Below are 1,734 nucleotides of genomic sequence, written 5' to 3'. Positions count from 1 at the left end.
TTGATCGGCATTCCGTGGCTCGGCGCCTCCGCCAGTCGCACATTTCTCGGTATGATCGTCTTGTAAATCCGCTCATTTAAGTTCTGTTTTACATTCTCTACGACCTGCAGGGAGAGATTCGTTCTCGCATCATACATGGTAAATACCACGCCCTCCAGCTCCAGCGACGGATTCATCTTTTTCCGGACCAGACCGATCGTCCGGAGTACCTGGCTCAGTCCTTCCAGCGCATAATATTCGCACTGGATTGGCACCAGCACCGTATCTGCCGCTACCAGCGCATTGATCGTCAAAAGACTCAGCGACGGCGGGCAGTCGATGATAATAAAATCATACTGATCGCGGATTGTCTCCAGATAACCGTTTAACACCGACTCTTTATTTTCCACATCCAGAAGTTCAATCTCAGCTCCTGCCAGATTCGAATCCGAAGGAAGAACATCCAGATTTTCCTGAACATCGTGCATCAGACAGTCCTCCAGTGTGCAATCGCCCAAAAGCAGCTCATAGACTGTATCTTCAATCTGTTCTTTTTCCAATCCCAAACCAGTGGTTGCATTTCCCTGCGGATCAAAATCGATCGCCAAAACCCTCTGTCCCGCCTCTGCCAGGCATGCCGACAGGTTGATCGCCGTTGTCGTTTTACCTACGCCGCCCTTCTGATTTGCAATCGCAATCGTTCGTCCCATACCGTATTCCTTCCATTTCCTCGGTTTTATCTCACATGAAAGACAGGAAAAAGCCTTCCCGCAGGCATCCGCACAGCGATTTCCAGCTTTTTCCCGTTCTTGTCTTGCCTAATAGTATAACACACTTAAAACTCATTTCCTACTTTTTTAGAAAAATTTCATTTAAAATGTTTCACGTGAAACATCGGCTCCACCGTCTCCCCCAGAGCACACCATTTATCTGCCAGACACACAATCCATGCCTCGCGGCACTGAGGAGGCACCGGTATCAGCGGAAACATATGACGTGCGATGATATTTTTTTCCTTCCAATTTAAATGGTAATCTCTCTGTGCATTTCCAAGCGCTGTTTTCGGGTGATGGAAGCCGTGCAGGCGGTGCGAGGGATCCTTCTGATGCCAGTCATACAAAAAATAATCGTGCAGCAATGCCCCTCTCACAAGTGATTTTGGTTCCAAGCGAATCTGCCACCGTTCCATCATCCAAAGGCTTGTGTAGGCAACATTGAGGCTGTGGCGGTAAATGGATGTCGTACCATGCTGCATCGCCAGCTTCTCCTCGTCTAAGCGCCCTTCCTGCTTCAGTTCGCGTATCGTTTCCGCCAGCAGCCGCTGCCTGCCCGCCGACAACTGAAAAGATTTCTCTGTCTTCCGTTCCATACGATGCTGAAAGCATAACTTATTTTCCTTCTTTATCATATCGCGCATTTCTTTCCCCATCGATTGATTTTTTGATACGTGAACATTATAATGAATTTAATATCGATTTTCAACGAAATTTTGTTTACATAAAATGGCATGTTCATAACTGTTCACAGGTAGAAATTTTCTGAACTGAAAATTCCAAACGCTACAGCTCTGGTTGCATATTTTTCCGATTTGAAATGCGAAGCATCGGCAAAATCCCGTTACTTGGGCACACATCTGTGAACAGATATTCTGTGAAAACCACGCTGGAAATAGCTGAACTGTAATACAGGAAAATATGATATAATGAGCGCAAGTGAGCCAGAAAGCTGCTTGCAGATTTATGACGAACGGCGAAT

General features: G+C 46.4%; 3 protein-coding genes. All 3 read right to left on the bottom strand.

The genetic code is table 11. From position 1 onward, the window contains the following. On the bottom strand, positions 1-689 hold a 689-nt coding region (locus QVO97_RS04305), incomplete at its 3' end, for a ParA family protein (protein ID WP_288188893.1). Positions 690-847: 158 nt separating this feature from the next. Continuing rightward, the gene (locus QVO97_RS04300) at positions 848-1,348 is read right to left on the bottom strand and encodes an HD domain-containing protein (protein ID WP_288188892.1); all 501 of its coding nucleotides are present in this window, start codon (positions 1,346-1,348) and stop codon (positions 848-850) included. A gap of 190 nt (positions 1,349-1,538) precedes the next feature. Then, positions 1,539-1,734 (bottom strand): hypothetical protein (locus tag QVO97_RS04295; protein WP_288188890.1); only part of this gene is annotated, 196 nt, incomplete at its 5' end.

The sequence above is a fragment of the Clostridium sp. CAG:43 genome (genome assembly GCF_000434655.1).
GTDB classification, from domain to species: domain Bacteria; phylum Bacillota; class Clostridia; order Lachnospirales; family Lachnospiraceae; genus Otoolea; species Otoolea fessa.
This window is presented reverse-complemented; position numbering and strand designations above follow the sequence as displayed.

Coding starts and splice junctions, on each gene's coding strand:
- QVO97_RS04300 (WP_288188892.1), bottom strand. CDS start 1,348: ATGGAACGGAAGACAGAGAAATCTTTTCAGTTGTCGGCGGGCAGGCAG.